Annotated in this window: 13 protein-coding genes and 1 rRNA gene; 3 read left to right on the top strand and 11 right to left on the bottom strand. The window is 56.2% G+C overall.

What is annotated here, in order from left to right:
• A 5S ribosomal RNA gene (rrf, locus tag JHC09_RS15195) occupies nucleotides 1-112 on the top strand; the annotation flags it as partial.
• 632 nt (nucleotides 113-744) lie between these two features.
• On the opposite strand, the gene JHC09_RS15190 is transcribed toward rrf, so the two are convergent.
• The 7 genes from JHC09_RS15190 to JHC09_RS15160 all read right to left on the bottom strand — a co-directional run bounded on the left by JHC09_RS15190 (nucleotide 745) and on the right by JHC09_RS15160 (nucleotide 9,517).
• Nucleotides 745-2,859: a sodium-translocating pyrophosphatase gene (locus JHC09_RS15190; RefSeq protein ID WP_199532657.1), complete on the bottom strand. Its 2,115-nt coding sequence runs from the start codon at nucleotides 2,857-2,859 to the stop codon at nucleotides 745-747.
• A 266-nt stretch (nucleotides 2,860-3,125) separates the two neighbouring features.
• Nucleotides 3,126-3,302, bottom strand: coding sequence for a DUF167 family protein (locus tag JHC09_RS17215; RefSeq protein ID WP_349236560.1), 177 nt, complete (start codon nucleotides 3,300-3,302; stop codon nucleotides 3,126-3,128).
• Between the two features lie 10 nt (nucleotides 3,303-3,312).
• Nucleotides 3,313-3,615: a YggT family protein gene (locus JHC09_RS15180; RefSeq protein WP_169196584.1), complete on the bottom strand. Its 303-nt coding sequence runs from the start codon at nucleotides 3,613-3,615 to the stop codon at nucleotides 3,313-3,315.
• Between the two features lie 316 nt (nucleotides 3,616-3,931).
• Nucleotides 3,932-4,540, bottom strand: a complete 609-nt coding sequence (locus JHC09_RS15175; RefSeq protein WP_199532656.1) for a DedA family protein — start codon at nucleotides 4,538-4,540, stop codon at nucleotides 3,932-3,934.
• Between the two features lie 208 nt (nucleotides 4,541-4,748).
• Complete coding sequence (gene typA, locus JHC09_RS15170; protein WP_169196593.1) at nucleotides 4,749-6,563, bottom strand: translational GTPase TypA; 1,815 nt, start codon at nucleotides 6,561-6,563, stop codon at nucleotides 4,749-4,751.
• Nucleotides 6,564-6,784: 221 nt separating this feature from the next.
• A complete protein-coding gene (locus JHC09_RS15165) occupies nucleotides 6,785-7,342 on the bottom strand; it encodes a GNAT family N-acetyltransferase (RefSeq protein ID WP_199532655.1) in 558 nt (185 codons plus the stop codon).
• 51 nt (nucleotides 7,343-7,393) lie between these two features.
• Nucleotides 7,394-9,517 (bottom strand): EAL domain-containing protein, encoded by a 2,124-nt coding sequence (locus JHC09_RS15160; protein WP_199532654.1) that lies wholly within the window; start codon nucleotides 9,515-9,517, stop codon nucleotides 7,394-7,396.
• A 339-nt stretch (nucleotides 9,518-9,856) separates the two neighbouring features.
• Here JHC09_RS15160 and JHC09_RS15155 point away from each other — a divergent pair, with 339 nt between their 5' ends.
• Nucleotides 9,857-10,504 (top strand): LysE family translocator, encoded by a 648-nt coding sequence (locus JHC09_RS15155; protein WP_199532653.1) that lies wholly within the window; start codon nucleotides 9,857-9,859, stop codon nucleotides 10,502-10,504.
• A 21-nt stretch (nucleotides 10,505-10,525) separates the two neighbouring features.
• Nucleotides 10,526-11,374: a 23S rRNA (adenine(2030)-N(6))-methyltransferase RlmJ gene (locus JHC09_RS15150; RefSeq protein ID WP_199532652.1), complete on the top strand. Its 849-nt coding sequence runs from the start codon at nucleotides 10,526-10,528 to the stop codon at nucleotides 11,372-11,374.
• Here the strand turns inward: JHC09_RS15150 and JHC09_RS16990 are convergent, their stop codons facing one another.
• The 4 genes from JHC09_RS16990 to JHC09_RS15135 all read right to left on the bottom strand — a co-directional run bounded on the left by JHC09_RS16990 (nucleotide 11,375) and on the right by JHC09_RS15135 (nucleotide 14,203).
• Entirely contained in the window at nucleotides 11,375-11,698 is a 324-nt protein-coding gene (locus JHC09_RS16990) for a restriction endonuclease (protein WP_169196592.1), read from the bottom strand. It abuts the gene before it with no gap.
• A 38-nt stretch (nucleotides 11,699-11,736) separates the two neighbouring features.
• Entirely contained in the window at nucleotides 11,737-12,948 is a 1,212-nt protein-coding gene (gene rlmN / locus JHC09_RS15145) for a 23S rRNA (adenine(2503)-C(2))-methyltransferase RlmN (RefSeq protein WP_199532651.1), read from the bottom strand.
• Between the two features lie 133 nt (nucleotides 12,949-13,081).
• Complete coding sequence (locus tag JHC09_RS15140; protein WP_199532650.1) at nucleotides 13,082-13,591, bottom strand: invasion associated locus B family protein; 510 nt, start codon at nucleotides 13,589-13,591, stop codon at nucleotides 13,082-13,084.
• A gap of 90 nt (nucleotides 13,592-13,681) precedes the next feature.
• The gene (locus JHC09_RS15135; protein WP_169196577.1) at nucleotides 13,682-14,203 is read right to left on the bottom strand and encodes an invasion associated locus B family protein; all 522 of its coding nucleotides are present in this window, start codon (nucleotides 14,201-14,203) and stop codon (nucleotides 13,682-13,684) included.
• Nucleotides 14,204-14,319 lie beyond the last annotated feature (116 nt).

Genomic DNA, 14,319 nt, shown 5'->3' with positions numbered 1-14,319 from the left:
GTGGTTCTTGCGAGGAGCCCAAGACCCGATCCCATCCCGAACTCGACCGTCAAATTCCTCCGCGCCAATGGTACTAAGTCTCAAGACTTGGGAGAGTAGGTCACTGCAAGGTCTGCCAAAAACATAAAATCTCTTCACGATCATCAAAACCAAATACAAAAAGCCCCGCTCACCAGCGGGGCTTTTTGCGTTTCTAAGCTCCGTACAACTGCCCCCACCTCACCTCCCCCGTAACTGGGGGAGGGACTAGAACGGTGTGCTGGGTTGGAGCTGCGGGCACGCAATAAGCCACCTCACCCGGCCCTAGAGGGCCGAACTCTCCCCCGAAGGGAGAGGTGAAGAAGCGGCGATCCCGGCCAAAACTCCCCGCACCCTAAATCCCTCCTCGGAAGGGATAGGGAGGCAAAGCCGTGTGTGTTGTGCATGATAGGCTCAGAATAGGGGAAAGTCGTTTGCATCTTCACTTCGCCCAAGAGGGCACCCTCTTCCCTGAGGGAGAGGTGAAAAGAGGTTCTACCGATCTCTCAAAAGAGTACCAGATTCGCGGTTGGGGGTTTCCCGTGGTTCACCGCAACTTGCGAGTTCCATAAGTGCGGCCGTGCCAGTCTGGGAAGCCCTCCTCATTGAGGTGGCGGCCTTCTATGCACGATGAGAAGGCATTACAGTGGGTAGCTAATAGCGGTAAATTTTAGTCGAGTCGTTTGCTCGGACGGTTTTGTGGACCGTCCGAGCGTCGATTGAGGGTTACAGGCCCATGTTGGCGAGGACCGCCAAGAGAAGTAGGGCAACGATGTTGGTGATCTTGATCATCGGATTAACGGCAGGGCCTGCCGTGTCCTTGTAGGGGTCGCCGACGGTATCGCCGGTGACTGAGGCCTTATGGGCGTCGGAGCCCTTGTAATGTTTAACGCCGTGGCTGTCGGTGAACCCGTCTTCAAAACTCTTCTTGGCATTGTCCCAAGCACCACCACCGGCGGTCATGGAAATAGCGACGAAGAGGCCGGTGACAATGACGCCCATCAACATGGCGCCAAGTGCGGAGAAGGCATTGGCCTGTCCGGCAATTGCATTGATGACGACATAGACAAAGATTGGCGAAAGGACGGGAAGCAAAGAGGGGATAATCATCTCCTTGATCGCGGCCTTTGTCAGCATATCGACGGCCCGGGCGTAATCCGGCTTTGAGGTGCCCGCCATAATGCCTGGATCTGCTTTGAATTGGCGGCGAACCTCTACCACAACGGACTGCGCTGCTCGGCCGACTGCAGTCATGGACATCCCGCCAAAGAGGAAGGGCAGCAATCCGCCAAAGAGCAGGCCGACTACGACATAGGGATTGGCCAGATCGAAACTGACGTCGAGATCGGTATAGTAGTGTTTGAGGTCTTCGGTATAAGCGGCAAAGAGCACAAGTGCGCCCAAACCAGCCGAGCCAATGGCATAGCCCTTGGTGACGGCCTTGGTGGTATTGCCGACGGCATCGAGAGCGTCGGTATTGTGACGGACCGAGGCATCGAGACCGGCCATTTCAGCAATACCGCCAGCATTGTCGGTGACCGGGCCAAAGGCGTCGAGTGCGACAATGATACCGGCTAGAGCCAGCATGGTGGAGACTGCAATGGCGATACCGAAAAGACCCGCAAGCGAATAGGTTACGATAATGCCTGCAATGATGACCAGAGCGGGTAGCGCGGTTGATTCCAACGACACTGCTAGGCCCTGAATGACATTGGTGCCGTGGCCGGTGACCGAAGCTTCGGCGATAGAATTGACAGGACGGCGGTTGGTGCCGGTGTAATATTCGGTGATGACGATAATCAGCCCGGTAATTACAAGGCCGGTGGCGCCGCACCAGAACAGGCTCCAAGGAGTAAAGGTCTTGCCCTGCACGTCGATGGCCGCGTTAAGATCGCCAAACATGAGCCAGAGAACAGGCAGTAGTGCAATCAGGGAGAACACGCCAGAGGCGATAACGCCCTTATAAAGGGCCCCCATAATATTGTTATCGGACCCGAGTTTGACGAAATAAGTGCCGATGATGGAGGTGACGACGCAAGCGCCGCCAATCGCAAGGGGCAGAATCATGCCGATGAGTTTGAACTGCTCCGGCAGGATGATGGCCGCAAGGACCATGGTGGCAACGATGGTCACCACATAGGTTTCAAAGAGATCAGCCGCCATGCCCGCGCAGTCGCCAACATTGTCGCCGACGTTATCAGCAATGGTCGCGGGGTTACGTGGATCATCTTCGGGAATGCCTGCTTCGACTTTACCCACCATGTCACCGCCAACGTCAGCACCCTTGGTGAAGATACCGCCGCCGAGACGAGCGAAGATCGAAATAAGCGAAGCGCCAAAGCTGAGGGCCACGAGGGCATCAATGACGGTACGGCTGGTCGGCTCGAAGCCGAGGCCGGTGAGGACCATGAAATAGAGGGTGACACCGAGAAGGCCCAGACCTGCCACCAACATGCCGGTTACAGCACCCGATTTGAATGCCAGATCAAGGCCTTTGCTCAGGGAGCCTATAGCAGCCTGGGCAACACGCACGTTGGCACGAACGGATACATTCATACCGATGAATCCAGCCGCCCCGGACAGCACAGCCCCAATCAGAAAACCGATAGCGGCATAAGGGCCAAGCAAGAGCCAAGCAGCAATCAGGATGACTGCACCGACGATAGCAATCGTCGTGTATTGACGCTTGAGATAGGCGGAAGCGCCTTCTCGAACCGCCGCAGAAATTTCCTGCATACGCGCTGAGCCCGCGTCGGCTTTGAGCAAATTCTGTGTAGTTACAACGCCATAAATAATAGAAAGACCGCCGCTAATAACGATCAGCCAAAGTGCTAGACCCATTGATAGTCCCTCGATGTTTCCTCCAGGGACTCAACATGGAGGCGAGGTCTTTGCCTCGTTCACTTCCATACGAAATAGAGCCCCTTCCGCAACAAGGATTAACTTTATTGTGAAGTTAGGCAATGGTGATGTGGACGTCTTTGGCGCAAAGTTACTTTGTGAGTGTTTCTAGCGCTTTAGATATGACTGTGGCGTCGCAGCAATGGCTAAGGTCTTGAAACGCGCCGTGTCACCGCACACAAGTTTGATCGCTGACTTGGTCAGGTTTAGTTTTTAGCGAGGAGAGCGATAACTGCAGCATTGGCCTTGCCCTTGTCGGGGACGGCGCTGACGCGAAGCCGGAGATAGCAGCTGCCGTCGCCGCGCGTCTCGGGGCCATCAATGGCGTCGCGCCCGGCATTGGGCGTGACGCGGAGGTGTAGGGTGACGCCGGTAGCGGTCACCGAATAGAAATTAGAGGCCAGCGGCGATAACCCAGTTCACGACATACATGCCGATGAATTGCTGGATGAACATGATCAGCAGGAACACGACCAAAGGCGATAGGTCGAGGCCGTTCATGTTGGGTAGTAGGCGGCGGATCGGGCGCAGAACGGGCTCTGTGAGCTGGTTAAGCACCTGCCAGACCGAATAAACGAACTGGTTGCGCGTATTGATGACGTTAAATGAGATCAACCAGCTCATGATGATCATGGCAAGCATGACCCATTTGTAGAGGTCGAGCACAATGTTGATGACGCTAAGTAGCGCTAGCATGTCTTGCTCCTGATAGGTGCGCTTTATCTAGGTTGTGCCGCGCGCTGTCGCAAGGGATTTGGCCGCGTTTGCGGCAGAATGGATGCGACAAGATAAAAAGATCATGGGGTTCTGGGCCGCGACATCGACACAGAACCCCTAATGACTGACGAACCGGTACGCAAAACAAAAATCCCGGACATCTCAAATGTTGCAGGAAACGTGCCAAACTACGGATTGCCCGAAAACCTGCGCTAAAGATTAATGTCGAATTTATATGACTCTAGAACCGGTATTTCATGCGTTGCGGAATGCAAATTCATTGCAGAATGCAATTTCATTTTGCGTTAGTGCTGGGCTTCCAGGTGACGACGCGGAAAATATAGAGCACGACCACGACGGCCAAGACGATGTAGCTCAGCGGGTCGAGAAATACCTCAATGGCTTCGTAGTGTTCGTGCAAAATGTACCCGGCGAGTGTGAGGAACGTGTTCCAGATGAGTGAGCCGATGGTGGAGGCCAAGAGGAAGATCCACAACGGCATGCGTGATAGGCCTGCAGGAATGGAGATCAGCGTGCGGATAAGCGGGATAAGACGCCCAAACAGCACGATGATCGGGCCATAACGCTTGAACCAGACCACGGCGATGTCGATTTCATCGGCATTAAAGGCCATGAGACGACCGAACTTATCGGCCATCCAGCGCACCCGGTTGAGACCAAATAGGCGCCCAGCGAAGTACCATGGCAGCATGCCCACGACTGCGCCAACAGTAGCAGTGATCAGCACGCCGGCGAGGCTGAGGTCACCATTGGCGGCGGCAAATCCAGCAAAGGGAATGATCAGCTCAGAGGGAATGGGCGGGAAGATGGATTCGGCCAACATGACGAGAAATATGCCGAGATAACCCAGCTCGGAAATGGTCTGGATGATCCAGTCAGTCATGCTCTTTTCGTCCTTACTCTGCGGGTGTCGGCTCGCGACCCTTTTCATCCGAGTATAGGGTAGACCTCAAGAAATGTTTTAGATGCGCACGTATGGCCAGCGTGAGGACCTTAGGTTTTCTCCGCGCGGCGGAGCAGGATGATGCCAGACCTATAAAAACAAAAATCCCCGCCGAAGCGGGGATTTTCTTATGTGTTCGCTAAGGGGATTAGCTAACCTTAGAAGCGCGGCTCATACGCTTACGATCGTTCGGATCCAGCCAGATCTTGCGCAGGCGGATCGACTTCGGGGTCACTTCCACATACTCGTCGTCGGCGATGTAGCCGAGGGACTGTTCGAGCGTCAGCTTTTTCGGGGTCGTCAGACGAACGGCTTCGTCCTTCGAGGTCGTACGGATGTTGGTAAGCTGCTTGCCCTTGAGCGCGTTCACTTCAAGGTCGTTTTCGCGGCTGTGTTCGCCAACGATCATGCCTTCATAGATGTCGACGCCAGCGTCGATCATGATCGGGCCACGATCTTCCAGATTCCACAGAGCAAAGGCAACCGACTGGCCGGTACCGTTCGAAATCAGAACGCCGGTACGACGGGTTGGCAGTTCGCCCTTGAACGGAACGAAGGAGTGGAACAGGCGGTTGAAGATTGCCGTGCCGCGTGTGTCGGACAGAAGTTCAGCCTGGTAGCCGATCAGCGAGCGGGTCGGAACCAGCAGGATGATACGGGTACGGCCAACGCCGGACGGACGCATGTCGGTGAGTTCACCCTTGCGTTCGGTCAGCTTCTGGACGACTGCGCCAGTGTGCTCGTCATCAACGTCGATGATGACTTCTTCAATCGGCTCAAGCTTCTGGCCGTTTTCTTCCTTGAAGAGAACCTTCGGGCGACCAATGGTCAACTCGAAGCCTTCGCGGCGCATGTTTTCGATCAGAACCGCAAGCTGCAATTCGCCACGGCCAGCAACGTCAAAGCTGTCGTTGTCCTCGCCTGGAGTAACACGGATCGCGACGTTACCTTCAGCTTCACGCATCAGGCGTTCGCGGATCACGCGGGACTGAACCTTGTCGCCTTCACGGCCGGCCAGCGGGCCGTCGTTGATGCGGAACGTTACCGACAGGGTTGGAGGATCGATCGGCTTTGCGGCCAGTGGGGTGAGAATCTGTGGGACCGAAATCGTGTCGGCTACAGTGGTTGTCTCAAGACCTGCGATCGAGACGATGTCGCCTGCAACACCTTCATCGATTGGATTGCGCTCAAGGCCGCGGAAAGCGAGAACCTTGGATACACGACCCTTTTCAACGATCTTGCCATCGCGGTTGAGCGCGTGGATTGGATCGCCGGCCTTGACCGAACCGGAATATACGCGGCCCGACAGAATACGGCCGAGGAAGGGGTTGCGCTCGATAGTGGTCACGAGCATGCGGAACTGACCTTCTTCAACGGTCGGCTCTGGAACGTGTTCGATTACCTTGTCGAGAAGCGGTGCGAGGCTTTCGCGTGCACCGTCGGGTTCATTAGCCATCCAGCCGAGCTTGGCTGCACCGTAGAGAACCGGGAAGTCGAGCTGTTCTGGGGTCGCGTCCAGCGCGATGAACAGATCGAAGATTTCTTCGAGAACTTCAAGGTGACGTTCGTCAGACTTGTCGATCTTGTTGATGGCAACGATCGGGCGCAGGCCCTGTGCAAGTGCCTTACCAAGTACGAACTTGGTCTGTGGCATTGGGCCTTCAGCCGCGTCAACGAGCAGTACCACGCCGTCCACCATGGACAGAATGCGTTCTACTTCGCCGCCGAAGTCGGCGTGGCCTGGGGTGTCAACGATGTTGATGCGAGTGTCATTCCAGACGAGCGAGGTGACCTTCGCCAGAATGGTAATGCCGCGTTCGCGCTCGATGTCGTTGCTGTCCATAGCGCGTTCTTCAACGCGTTCGTTTTCGCGGAAAACACCAGACTGCTTCAGGAGAACGTCGATCAGGGTCGTCTTGCCGTGGTCAACGTGAGCAATAATCGCGATATTGCGCAATTTCATATGTGGGTCAGCCTCAATTGGCATGATCCGCAAAACAGCCCCACCGAAGCGATCCGGCGAGCTGGCAAGGACAAACCATGCAGTATGAATGTGCCGGTCCAATGAGATCGGGTCCGGCAGGGTCGCGCGCTGAATATAGCAAAAGACGCATTTTCACAAGGTTGCAAAATGCATAGCCGCTGCCCGCATTTGCTGAAAAGTGTCCGTGTCTCGTCAAAAACTCAGATTTTCGACCGATCGAGTGCGGCTTGGGCGAGTGCGGCGGCACTCTTCCATTGATAGCGCGCTAACGCCACATCGGGGCCATCGTCCTGGGGGCGCGCTGTTTTCTCGATTACTCTGCCGTTCAGCTTCTCATAAAATGCAATCGCGCGGGTGTTTGCCGCAAGCGCGACCAAGTGAATTGGAACGGCTTGGTGGTCCTGCGGCAGCGCTGCAATTCCATCAACTAGCAAGGAAAGCCCCAACCCACGTCCCTGATAGTTTGGAGCGATATAGAGGTGGTGGAGATATGTGCCGTGGTCCTGTTCGAGCTCAAGTTCGAAGAAAATGAAGCCGACCAGCTCATCGCCATTATCTGCGACCAGCAGTGTAAAGTTAGATGTCTGCACGCCTTCGGCTAGGCGGTTGATCCAAAGCTGGGCCTTCTCCTTAGGGCGAACGACATCCAAATAGTGGTCGCTCATTATTCCCCTATAGGTGCTCGCGCCGACTTCTATATGGAGTTTGGCGATCTCTATGCGGTCCGAAATCCGCGCTGGGCGAATGAGAATAGTCATGAGCACGGTCTAGTGGGTTGCGTCAGCTGGGGGCGGTGAAGGCAACAATGCTCAGTTTGTCTGAAAGTTCGAGGGGCGGATATCTTGCGAGAGAAGCAGACTGGCCAGCGATTGGGCCGGTAGGGGCGGAGAGAACAGGAAGCCCTGCACTTCGGATACCCCTTGCTGTCGGACCAATGATAACTGCTCCTCGGTCTCGATACCTTCCGCCGTGGTCTCCATCCCCAAGGCCCGACCAAGTCCGATAACCGCTGCAATAATGGCCTGGCTGTCGAGCCGGCTTGTTAGGTCCGCCATGAACGAGCGGTCAATTTTTATTTTGTCGAACGGGAAGCTCCGCAAATAGCTGAGCGAGGAATACCCCGTGCCAAAGTCGTCCATCGAAATGCGCACGCCCATGGAGCGCAGCTCGTGAAGCGCCCGCATGGTGATTTCGCTGTCGTTGAGAAGCAAGCTTTCTGTGATTTCCAGCTCTAGCCGCTCGGGCGACAGCGTGGATTTTTCGAGTGCGTGCTTAACGTGGGCAACCAGATCCTTGTGCCGAAACTGCACCGGGGAGAGGTTGACGGCTACACGCACATTTAGCGGCCAGGTGGCCGCGGTGCGGCAGGCCTGCTCCAATACCCATTGCCCTATAGGGACAATCAATCCTGTGTCTTCAGCAACGGGTACAAATTCTGCCGGTGACACTGTGCGATCATCGTGGTCCCAGCGCAGAAGAGCTTCGACGCAGGTGACCCGGTTTTCGGCTAGCCCAAACAAGGGTTGAAACATTAGGCGCAATTCATTGCGCTGCATGGCCATGCGCAAGCCTGCCTCAATCGACCGGCGCTGTTGCAAATCGGCGTCCATGCCGGTTTCAAAGAAACGATAGGTCGAGCGCCCTTCACTTTTGGCCTTGTAGAGCGCCAAGTCGGCGTTCTTGACCAGTTGATCGGTGGCGGTTCCATCGTTTGGGCCCACAGATATGCCGACCGATGCGCCGATTTCGATCAGCTGTCCCGCAATGTTCATCGGTGCGCTTAAGGCCTTAACAATACGCTCTGCAACGCGGGCCGCTGTGTCTGCGCTGTCGAGTGGACGGAGGAGCAGCGCGAACTCATCGCCACCGAGGCGCGCGAGAATATCGGTTTCTCGTGTTGTTCCCCACAGCCGTACGGCGGCCTGTTTGATCACCTCATCGCCCACGGCGTGGCCAAGCGTGTCGTTTACCACTTTGAAATTATCGAGGTCGATGTATAGAACCGCGGCCATCTCGCCGCGTTGGAGATCGGCCTCGGTCCTTTTCATCTGATCGAGAAATTCGATCCGGTTGGGCAGGTCCGTCAGCGCATCATGACGTGCGAGGTGTTGAATGCGCGCTTCAGCTTTGCGTTGCTCGGTGACGTCTTCATGTGTCGTGACAAAGCCACCGTCCTTCATGGGATGGTGCTGCATCAAGATGATGCGGCCATTCAGCTCGTGGACAGTTTTGCCGTATTCACGCCGTGCAATCACTTCACGTCGCCAGGAAATATACTCCTCACGGGTGTTACCTGAGCTCATGCCGATGTCGAAGAGGTGGCTCAGAATGTCTTCAAGCTGGGTGCCTGGTTTGAGGAGCTCAACGGGCAGATTATAGATGCGCGCATAAGGTTCGTTGCAGATGATCAGTCGCCCTCTGGCGTCCATCATCGAGAGTCCGATAGAAATATTGTTCACCGCGGCATCAAGGCGAATGTTTTGGCGTTCAAGCTCCAGTTTTCGCTTGTTCTGCGACGCTAAGCTGGCGATTTCGTCGCTGATATCCTCATGGGTAACGACCCAACCGAGTTTGGGGGAGTAAACATGGGCGGTCTGAATGGTGCGGCCAGAGCTAAGGGTCTCGCGGTTTTTGTGACGGGTGCCCGATCGGTTGGACAACAACTCACTCGTGTAGCTTTCGTAGAACGCTTCTGCGCTCTGCCCTGGGTGGTTTCCCAGACGTGAGGAGATGTGCACCACATCCTCAAGTGTCATTCCGCGATGTAGTGCGTCAGGTGAAAAACCATATAGGCTACGGTACTGCTCGTTCCACATCTCGAGCTTGAATTGTGAGGACCAAACACAAAACCCGTAGGGAATGTTTTCGAGAGCTGCGTCAAGCAGCAAAGCTTCGGCAATGTCGCTTACTCGCGAAGCAGTCTTCGAAGCCATTAGTTCCCCCTATGCCCTTATGGGCGTGTGAAAAAATAGCTGTCGCCACTTAACGGGCAATTAAGTGGAGATGTATTCGGCCGCTGGTCGTGTCGAGCTGTGGGGTTTTTCCTGTTTAGTCCGGGGCTGCAGAATATTATGCTCTACATTTTACTTTCTGTCTTGGATGTTAGCTCGGTCGTTAGGCGCTTCAGCGAGGGGTCCATACAAGCTTTGGTCTGTTGATCACATGGACACCCGAACAAAATTGCATCGTACACAGATGCGTGCTGAAGCGGATGCGCTAGTCAGGCAATGCCATTGGTGCGATGGTTGTCACCATCTATTGAGATTGTTCCGATGCCCAGCTTTATTCCAGACCTCTCCGTTATTTTAACTTTCGCACTGGCCGGCTTCGTTTTGGCGATTACGCCCGGCCCCGATATGGCGCTGTTTGTGTCGCGGACGATGAATTTTGGCAGGTCTCATGGTTTCGCCGCAGTGCTCGGGACAAGCACCGGCATTGCCGTGCACACCATGCTCGTAGCCTTCGGGATCTCAGTGCTTATTGTTGCCGCACCGACGGCCTTCTGGGTGCTTAAAATAGTGGGCGCGCTCTATCTGGTTTGGCTCGCTATTCAAGCTGTTCGGTCGGGCGGTGGCCTGTTGGTCTCGCGGGAAGGCGGTAAGCAACCAAGTCTCTTTCAAAGCTATCTCACAGGGCTTGCCATCAATCTTACAAACCCCAAGGTGGCGTTGTTTTTCGTGACCTTCCTGCCTCAGTTCGTTTCGGCGGAAGATCCTGCGGTGGCGCAAAAGCTGGTCTTTCTCGGTGTGGAGTTCATCCTCGTGTCTATTCCGGTGGTTGTGGGCACAGTTCTGTTTGCCGAGTGGCTGACTGTGACGCTGCGTGATAATCAGTGGGTCTCAAAAGCTCTGAACTGGAGCTTTGCGGCTGTTTTCATTGGTTTTGCCGCGACCATTCTTTTCGCCGAAGGCCGTAAATAGGTTTTTGGTTTCGGAACCGAGATGAACTATCGCCACGCCTTTCACGCCGGCAATTTTGCCGATGTGGTCAAACACACAATTCTCACCCGCATTCTGGCTTACCTTTTGCGCAAGGAGGCGCCGTTTCGCGTGATCGATACCCATGCAGGGATCGGTATGTATGACCTCTATGGCGATCAAGCCGAGCGCACGGGGGAGTGGCAGGATGGGATTTCCCGCTTGGTTGAGCGAGATCTCCCTCCTTCGGTGGGCGACATACTGGCGCCCTATCTGGATGCGGTGAAAGCTCAGAATGAAGGCGGAGAGTTGCGGTATTATCCCGGCTCACCCTTCATCACCCGGCATATGCTGCGCAAGCAGGACCGGCTTATGGCGCTAGAGTTGCATCCCAAGGATGCTGAATCGCTGCGCGAAAACTTTGCCGGAGATTTTCAGACCCGCGTCACCCATCTCGACGCTTGGGCTGCAATGGGCACCCATGTGCCGCCGAAGGAGAATCGCGGCTTAGTGCTGGTCGATCCGCCATTTGAAGAAAAGGGCGAGTTCAACCGAATGGCGCAGGGCTTGGCCAAGGCGTATAAGCGCTGGCCTGGCGGAACCTACGCTTTTTGGTATCCGATCAAGGATGTTTCAGAGGTCGACACTTACGTGAAGGCGCTTAAGGCGACCGGCATTAAGAAAATTTTGCGCCTTGAGATGACCATTCGCCCAGCATCCGAGCCGCCGCGCCTCCATGGCACGGGAATGATCGTTGTGAACCCGCCCTATGTGCTGGAAGAGGAAATGCGCGCCGTGCTGCCGTTTCTAGCCGACACGCTCGGCGTGGATGGACAAGGTAAATGGCTCGTGGAGTGGATCGCCGGCGAATAGCTAGCGTCGCGCTCGCGTTTGACGGGTGGGAGCGTGGAACATTGGCGGTTTGGTTTGCACCCAGACAATAAACTTTGCCATTTCGGGATCCGCTTTGAGGCGCTCAACATCGTTCAGGTGTTGAGCAATCTCGCTTTCCGAGAATCGGGCGTGAATGGCGCTGTGGCAAATCTGATGCAGGTGAACCGTTCCCATATGCGTCCCGCCCTTGAGTCGCGGCGTCAAATGATGGCGGCTGGATTTTGCGTCTGTGGGAATGGGTCGACCGCATAAGGGGCAGTCAGAGAGTGCGCGGGCGGCAGCGGTTTCTTCCGCCGCCCGGATAGCGCGTTCGACGCTACGCGCCGAAGGCCTCTTCAATTCTAGTAGATGCCAGCAAGAGCATCGCGGTCCTTCTTGGACAGGCGTTCGCTCTCGGACTTGAGCTGGCCGCAGGCGGCGAAAATATCGCGACCGCGTGGGGTGCGGACAGGGGAGGCATAGCCTGCTTTGTTGACGATATCAGCGAAACGCTCGATGCGGCTTGATGGCGATGTGCCATAGTTCGAACCCGGCCAGGGGTTGAACGGGATCAAATTGATCTTCGCTGGAATGCCTGCGAGTAGGCGCACAAGCTCCTTTGCTTCAGCGTCGCTGTCATTGATGCCGTCGAGCATCACATATTCGAAGGTGATGCGGCGGGCGTTCGATACACCGGGGTAGTTGCGGCAGGCGTCGAGCAGGTCCTTGATCGGCCACTTCTTATTGATCGGCACCAGCACGTCGCGCAGATCATCGCGCACCGCGTGCAGCGAAATGGCGAGCATGACGTCGATTTCCGAGCCGGTGCGCTCAATGTTTGGCACGACGCCCGAGGTCGACAGCGTGATGCGGCGCTTGGAGATGGACATGCCATCGCCAGCCGAGGCGATCAGCAGCGCCTGCTTAACATTGTCGAAATTGTAGAGCGGCTCGCCCATGCCCATCATCACAATATTAGTGATGGCGCGGCTTTCGCCGCCCGGCACAAGGCCGCCGTCATCAGGGCGCGAACCGCCTGGGAAGTCGCCAAGGCGCTCGCGGGCCATGAGTATCTGCCCGAGGATTTCGCCAGCGGTGAGGTTGCGCACCAGCTTCTGCGTGCCAGTGTGGCAGAAGGAGCAGGTGAGGGTGCAGCCAACCTGCGACGAGACGCAAAGCGTGCCGCGGTCAGATTCTGGGATGTAGACGGTTTCGACTTCAACCGGGGGGTAGTTTGGGTTCGCCGGATCGCGGAAGCGGAACAGCCACTTGCGAGTGCCGTCGGTAGAGACCTGTTCGGAGGCGATCTCGGGACGGTCGAGAATAAAAGTATCGGCAAGCTTCTGACGGACGGGCTTGGCCACATTGGTCATGCGGTCAAAATCGGTGACGCCGTTGACGTAAAGCCAGTTCCACAACTGGCTTGAGCGCATGCGCGCTTCCTTGTCGGTCGCAATACCTTCAGCCGTCAGCGCCTCGGCCAACTGTGCTTTAGAGAGACCGATCAGAGACGGGCGTGCCGCCACAGCTGGGCGGACGGCAGTCGAATGGTCAAGGTTCAGCGCAATTGTCATGGGGCGCAACGGGGCTCGATAATGCGGGAAAGTGGCTGGGCAATAGCATATGGGGACGCAAAGCGCAAAGTCACGCTGCTGCGAACCCGGTCTGCATAAACTGGGAAGCTAGATTATCGGCTCAACAGAGGTTTTAACACTCTGCGCCGACGGCCTGCTGGGCCGCGGTGGCGCCAGAGAGCGAATAGTTCTGAATAACGCTTGTGCCGTCAGCCGCGGTCCCGGTGACAGAAAGACTGGAGCCGCTGCGAATAGCGGCTGCCAAATTGGCGGCCTGACCAGCGTCATCCAGCCAAGCAGCGTCGCCCTGCGTAAACAGCGCAAAATTCTGACCGCCGATTGAAACGCTCGCCGAAGACCCTGTTTGGAAAGTGTATCCCGCAACGACGTTAAACTCGTTGGTGACATCTTCGCCTGGGCGGCTCGAGATGTAGAGATAGGCTTCGCCCGATACAGCGCTCGCCGGATCACTGGACTTCGGCTTGGTCATGGCAAAGCAAACTTTAGTCGATCCATCACCTGCCGCAAAGCTCGACCAATCGCGGAAATCTCCAAGGACACGGGCAGATTGGGCCTGTGCTGGCGCTAGAGCGGCCAAAGAGATCGCGAGTGTGAGCGTCAGGACGGTGGGGACACGGATCATGGATAGTCTGCTCTCTGACGAATAAAATGGCGATAGCGGGCCAAAGGGTCCGCTATCAGTTATGGCGTTAAACAGCCGCGCTTCAAGCCTTTACTTGCAGGCTGCGTCGATCGCATTGACCGCTGCGGTAGCGCCGGAGAGCGAATAGGTGTCTACCGTATTGGTGCCGCGCTGGCTGGTGCCGCGCACGGTCATATTGCTACCCGCCTTAAACGCTTGAACGAAGCCTGGCTCATCGCTTGCTGAAGCCAGCCATGCCGTCGAGCCGCGAGCCGCCATCACATAGGTCTTACCGTCGATGGACACTGAAGCTTTCGCGTCGCTGGAATTGTACGGATAGCCGATCTGCGTCTGAACCTCGTTCTTCGATCCCATGCCCTTGCGATGGACAATCATGAACTTGATCGGATCGCGATTTGCGCCCGCTGGTTCGCTCGACTGTGGCTCGCCAATAATGAAGCAAAGCTGGCCGCTCTGGTCAGACGCCGTAAAGGCGGACCACGCGTTGAAGGTCCCCAGTTCCGTGGCCTGCTGTGCCTGTGCGGCCGGGGCGAGAGCCATGACTGCTGCGACCGCGAGCCCAAACATCAGGCCACCGGTTTTCCTCGTCATTGCCAATTCTTCCTCTTGTTCTGCTGTCGTTCGTACCTGTCGCTGCCCGCCCAGCATGGCCCGAACATGGTTACCAAGGTGTCAAAACCCGTCCGCTTTCCGGGTATTTACATCAA

The sequence above is a fragment of the Devosia sp. MC532 genome (assembly GCF_016461625.1).
Lineage (GTDB): Bacteria > Pseudomonadota > Alphaproteobacteria > Rhizobiales > Devosiaceae > Devosia.
Note: the sequence above shows the minus strand (reverse complement) of the source record. Positions and strands in the feature narration are given on the sequence as shown.

Bases quoted from the DNA above. Each gene is read 5' to 3' on its own strand.
- JHC09_RS15190 (WP_199532657.1), bottom strand. From the start codon at position 2,859: ATGGGTCTAGCACTTTGGCTGATCGTTATTAGCGGCGGTCTTTCTATT.
- JHC09_RS15180 (WP_169196584.1), bottom strand. From the start codon at position 3,615: ATGCTAGCGCTACTTAGCGTCATCAACATTGTGCTCGACCTCTACAAA.
- JHC09_RS15175 (WP_199532656.1), bottom strand. From the start codon at position 4,540: ATGACTGACTGGATCATCCAGACCATTTCCGAGCTGGGTTATCTCGGC.
- typA (WP_169196593.1), bottom strand. From the start codon at position 6,563: ATGAAATTGCGCAATATCGCGATTATTGCTCACGTTGACCACGGCAAG.
- JHC09_RS15165 (WP_199532655.1), bottom strand. From the start codon at position 7,342: ATGACTATTCTCATTCGCCCAGCGCGGATTTCGGACCGCATAGAGATC.
- JHC09_RS15160 (WP_199532654.1), bottom strand. From the start codon at position 9,517: ATGGCTTCGAAGACTGCTTCGCGAGTAAGCGACATTGCCGAAGCTTTG.
- JHC09_RS15155 (WP_199532653.1), top strand. From the start codon at position 9,857: ATGCCCAGCTTTATTCCAGACCTCTCCGTTATTTTAACTTTCGCACTG.
- JHC09_RS15150 (WP_199532652.1), top strand. From the start codon at position 10,526: ATGAACTATCGCCACGCCTTTCACGCCGGCAATTTTGCCGATGTGGTC.
- rlmN (WP_199532651.1), bottom strand. From the start codon at position 12,948: ATGACAATTGCGCTGAACCTTGACCATTCGACTGCCGTCCGCCCAGCT.
- JHC09_RS15140 (WP_199532650.1), bottom strand. From the start codon at position 13,591: ATGATCCGTGTCCCCACCGTCCTGACGCTCACACTCGCGATCTCTTTG.
- JHC09_RS15135 (WP_169196577.1), bottom strand. From the start codon at position 14,203: ATGACGAGGAAAACCGGTGGCCTGATGTTTGGGCTCGCGGTCGCAGCA.